We start from the raw sequence: 4,747 nt of genomic DNA on the forward strand, positions 1-4,747 counted from the left end.
GGCTGCGCCGGCTCCCGCCCCCGCTCTGCCCGTCCAGCCGAGACAGGCCTGCGCCAATCCGAACGCGCTGGGCGTCTCCCGCGTCGTCGAGATCGACACCACCGGCGGTCCAGGCTTCGGCTTCGAGCACTTCAAGCAGTTCGACTTTCTCACCGAGAAGGAAGTCGTGCTGACCTTCGACGACGGTCCGTGGCCGGTCAATACGCCCACGGTTCTGAAGGCACTCGCGGACGAATGCACAAAGGGCCTGTTCTTCTCGGTCGGCAAGCACGCGACCTATCATCCGGAAATCCTGAAACAGGTGCTGGCCCAGGGCCACACGGTCGGCACGCACACCTGGTCGCATGTCAACCTGAACAGCAAGAAGCTGACGGAGCAGCAGGTCAAGGACGAAGTCGAGAAGGGCTTTAGCGCGGTGAGATTTGCGCTCGGCACCAACCCGGCGCCGTTCTTCCGCTTCCCGCAGCTTCAGCACAATCCCGCGATGGTGGCCTATTTCGGCACCCGCAACGTCGCGATGTTCTCGACCGAAATCGACTCCTTCGATTTCAGGAAGGGTGCGACGCCGGAGAAGATCGTCGAGACCGTGATGACCAGGCTCGACAAGCTCGGCAAGGGCATCATCCTGATGCACGATTTCCAGAAGAATACCGGCCTGGCCATGCCGACGCTGCTCGCGCGGCTCAAGGCCGGCGGCTACAAGGTCGTGCAGATGAAGGCCAAGACGACCTTCCAGACGCTGCCGGAATATGACGAGGCGCTGATGAAGGACATGAAGGTGCCGACCGCAAGCACGACCACGCGTCCGATCGCAAGCGTGGTGCAGACGGTTTCGCAGTAAGCTTCACCGATCAGATCAAAACTCTCGCGTCATGGCCGGGCTTGTCCCGGCCATTCACGTTCTTGGAGCAGGGGGCCTTCGCCTCGCCGAAGCGGCTTCGGCCGCGCAGGCGGGTCGAGCCCGGGCATGACGGCGAGATTGGGGTACAGGTCCGCGGCTTACCAATAGATGCCGTGGCGGTGCAGCTCGCTGATGATGCGGCGCTCGGTCCAGCTGCGCTTGGACTTCGGCTTGTCTGCCTTCGCCGTGGACTTGGTGGCGGGCTTGGTTGTGGTGACCGGCGCTGCAGTCGTTACGGGCGTGGTCACCGCCGGAGCCGCCGGCGCAGAGAGCGACACCGCCGGCGGACGGTCGGAATATTTCGGCGCCTCGGTGGCCGGCGCAGTTTCGCTCACCTGCGCCGTGGTGGTGGTCGCCGACGTCGGCGTGGTCAGTGGAGCGGCGGTCTGAGCGCCCGCCGCCGACAGCGACAGGCTGCGCGAGCCGTCGGCCTGGGCAGATGCAGAAGCCAGGACCAAAGCGGCAACCAGAATGATCTTGCGCATGTGAAATCTCCCCGTGTTGGCATGACCGGGACATTACGGAAGGCGTGTGCCACTCGATGTTACTGAGGTCACGCAGGTCGCCCTGCGCTGTCTTCCGCGGCTTCGCTACCGCCGAACGCTCAGCTCCCTGATCGCAAACCCAAGATCACGGGGATCGCCGGGAAAGCGGGTGACAGCGTTCGTCGCCAGCTCGACTGCCAGAGTCTCCGCGCCTGCGAACTCATCGAGCGTGAACGACAGCGGTTCCGCCGGCACATTTCCTCGATAGATCTCGTGGCCATTGATCTTGACGACGAATTCGCTGCCCGAGATCGGCATGGGCCACAACGCGAGGCGCAATGTTCGCGCCGGCGCCGAAGGCTTGTTCGGGACATCGAAATGCGCGGTGGGAGACGCCCACTGAAGCGCTCCACCGGGCGTCAATTCCTTGCCGAACAGGCCACGTGTCGCGATTCCCGGCGGAGCTTCGGTGCCGATATCGAGAACGTCGCGGCGGCCCTCCAGATACTCCCGTGACGAGCGATCCGTCGCTACGGATATCAACCGCTGTCCCGGATTGGCGGTGAGCCGTTCGGCCGACACGAGGCAGTCGAACTTGTCCCAACCGATCGGCAAATAGGCGCGCCCGGTCTTGCCGGACCACGAGAAGATGTTTGGTGATGCCCAGGCTATGCCGCGATCGGCCGCGAGACTGCGCAGCACGTGATTCATCATGGGATGAGCGACATCGATGACGACGCCATTGCAGCTTGCGAACTCGGCGGACACGCGATCGTAGTTCCAATCGAGCGACGCCTTCTGCGCGTTGACATGTGCGGCAGCCGTCGGAAGACCAGGAATGCCCGCACCTAACCCTTGCATGACCAACAGCGGTCGCAACGCACCAAGGATCAGGTGAGCAGCCACCACGATGACGCTGGCAACGACGGCACCCGGCTCCCCGCGCTTTGCCGCGATGGGGGCAACGAGAAGGGTGAAGAGCATCGGCGCCGCCATTGCCAGTCCCTTGCCTGCCGCCCAGGCGTGACCAGCTGCGAGAATGGCGATCGGCACGAGGCAGCCTGCCAGGCTGCCGGCCAGAAGACGGGCGGCGCTACCGTCAGGCTCAGTACGCCAGATCGTCCAGACCGCTTTGGCAACGCCCCTCAACAGCACGAGCAGGAAACCGTAGAGCAGCAGCTTCCACACGAACGCGACGGCGACGGGCCAACTTGCGGACGGGAGCACGGCATATAAGCCGAGGCCGCCGACCGCTGCTTCGACCGGCAGCGAGAACCACGCATCTGCCAATTCTCCGAGGCGGCTATCGGGATTGGCAATGATCTCGAGGAAATTCGCTTCGCCGCCGAACAGATAACGTTGAAAATACTTCCACCAGTCCGGCGGATAGGCCGCTGCATGGCTCAGCTGGCGAACGACATAGGCGGCCGTGCCGGACCAGTGTGGAATGCAAGCGAGCAGCGATAGTCCGATGCCTGCCACCAGGCCGGTTGCAGCTACAGGCAGGGTCTGCCGCGATGCCCGCAGACCGATCGCCACCACGACGATGATTGTGGCGGCAAGTCCGTAGACCGTCAGTGATTCCGGATAGAGAAAGAACGCGCCCGTCATCAGCGCCGCAAAGACGGCTGCCAGCCGGGTGATCGAACCCGGCACCTGTCCAAAACGATCCTTGTCGAAGGCCAACGCGACAAAGGCGAGAAGGAGCAGGAAGATGGGCTGCGCAGCAAGCTGAGACCACGCATTGATGTCGAAGACGTATTGCTCGAAGAATCCGACCGTAAGCGCCGACGCGCAGATCCATGCCAGCGAGCGCCGCATCGCGAGCGCGTTGACGAAAACGAACAGCGCCGCAAACAGCATGTTGAGCTGCATGCCGACCATGTACGGATAGGCGCAATCGACGACGTCGCCGCGGCTCGCGACGGCGAAGGCCGCATGCATCATCGACACGGCGCTGCGCCAATCGATGAACCACAACGCCGCCACAGCCAGGGGATCGGCCTGCGCGCTCTCTACGCCATGGACGACCAGCGTTGCGTAGTCGAGCGTTCGGTAGGAAATCGACGCGCCGACATAGAGCAGGTGATCGTAGACATTCGCCTGGAAGACGCGGAAGCGTGGACCTCCGGTCCAGCCGGGCGCAAGACAGAGGATTGCAACGGCCGCAACGGTCATGGCCGACCGGACCCCGGTCGATATGCTCCGCCGCCATGGTCCATCCCGAACGATCATTGCGGCTGCAACGACGAGACCGGTAGCCGCCATCGCCAGCAGCGTAACCCATGGCGTAACGCCGGACAGGTACAGGAGGGCGGTCCCGGCCGCGAGCAGGCCGAAGCCAAGGGGCGGCGCAAGCGCCCAGCGAACGGCGAAACCTTGCGACGGCAGAAGCAGGGAGAACGGAAGGCCGATGGCTCCGCACATCGATACGAAGAGCCCGACCATCAGGATATCGTGCATCACTGCGACTGCCCCCTGACCGGAAGTAGTTGCGGTGAACGCATCTCGTGTCAATTCGGACGCAGCTCGGCTTCCGACAGGAAGCAGCCGTCATTGCCGGCGGGAATCGCGATCGCAAACAGCGGGAAGTGGACCTGGCCCAGGATCGAGGCGCTGGTGCCGCAAGAGGGATTCGAACCCCCGACCCCGTCATTACGAATGACGTGCTCTACCAACTGAGCTATTGCGGCGAACCCTGCCGGGGCCAAGGCGAAGCCGGCCCCGATACGCGCGCTCCTGATATCGGGCATGGCCCGAATTGGCAAGGACAAGCCGGGTTCGAAATGCGGCTCACGCGCCCCAGCGGGACCAGAATCCGCGCCAACCCCCGGCCTGGGCCTTGGGTGTGCCGATTTGTTCCGTAAATTCATCGCTCGGACCCTCGTCATCGATCCCGGGATCGTCGGGCGCCCGGACGATCGGGATGACCGCGGGTATCGGCGCTGCTGCGGGTTTACCGAGATCCGCGCGGGCCCTGAACACCGGTGTTGCCGCTGGGGGCGTTGATTCGGCGGGCTCGGGGGCCGGTTGGACCGGTTCGGCAGGCGCGACTGCCGGCTCTTCTTTGGCAATCAGGGGTGAATTGTCCTGGGCGGCCGGCGCTGGGGCTGGAGCTGGAGCTGGCACCGTCGGTTCCACTTGGCTTTCGCCTGGGGCCGCCGTCACCCGCTTCGGCGGCGGGGCCGCCAGCATGGCCTCCTCGAAGGCGGAGGATTCGATCGTGGCGCCCCTGTCCGAAGGCAGGCTCGCGACCGGTGTCTGCCACTGGAACGCATCGAGCCGGCCGGTGACCGGGGAGACCGGGCGCCAACGGTCGCTGACATAACCGTCCGCAGTCCAGGCCGGATCGTGGCGGGCC

At 64.5% G+C, this 4,747-nt stretch carries 3 protein-coding genes, 1 tRNA gene and 1 pseudogene; 1 reads left to right on the forward strand and 4 read right to left on the reverse strand.

Annotated features, from left to right (window positions below):
* A partial coding sequence (locus MOV74_RS31460) for a polysaccharide deacetylase family protein (protein ID WP_246930849.1) occupies nucleotides 1-841 on the forward strand: 841 nt, incomplete at its 5' end.
* A 158-nt stretch (nucleotides 842-999) separates the two neighbouring features.
* Here the strand turns inward: MOV74_RS31460 and MOV74_RS31465 are convergent.
* The 4 genes and pseudogenes from MOV74_RS31465 to MOV74_RS31480 form a co-directional block, all read right to left on the reverse strand.
* A complete protein-coding gene (locus tag MOV74_RS31465; protein ID WP_246930851.1) occupies nucleotides 1,000-1,386 on the reverse strand; it encodes a hypothetical protein in 387 nt (128 codons plus the stop codon).
* Between the two features lie 105 nt (nucleotides 1,387-1,491).
* Entirely contained in the window at nucleotides 1,492-3,834 is a 2,343-nt protein-coding gene (locus MOV74_RS31470) for a hypothetical protein (RefSeq protein WP_246930853.1), read from the reverse strand.
* A 169-nt stretch (nucleotides 3,835-4,003) separates the two neighbouring features.
* Nucleotides 4,004-4,079, reverse strand: a tRNA-Thr gene (locus MOV74_RS31475).
* 100 nt (nucleotides 4,080-4,179) lie between these two features.
* A pseudogene (locus MOV74_RS31480) lies at nucleotides 4,180-4,747 on the reverse strand (hypothetical protein); the annotation flags it as partial.

It is taken from the genome of Bradyrhizobium sp. SHOUNA76, from assembly GCF_023006445.1.
In the GTDB taxonomy this organism is placed as follows: Bacteria; Pseudomonadota; Alphaproteobacteria; order Rhizobiales; family Xanthobacteraceae; genus Bradyrhizobium.

Coding starts and splice junctions, on each gene's coding strand:
- MOV74_RS31470 (WP_246930853.1), bottom strand. CDS start 3,834: ATGGTCGGGCTCTTCGTATCGATGTGCGGAGCCATCGGCCTTCCGTTC.
- MOV74_RS31465 (WP_246930851.1), bottom strand. CDS start 1,386: ATGCGCAAGATCATTCTGGTTGCCGCTTTGGTCCTGGCTTCTGCATCT.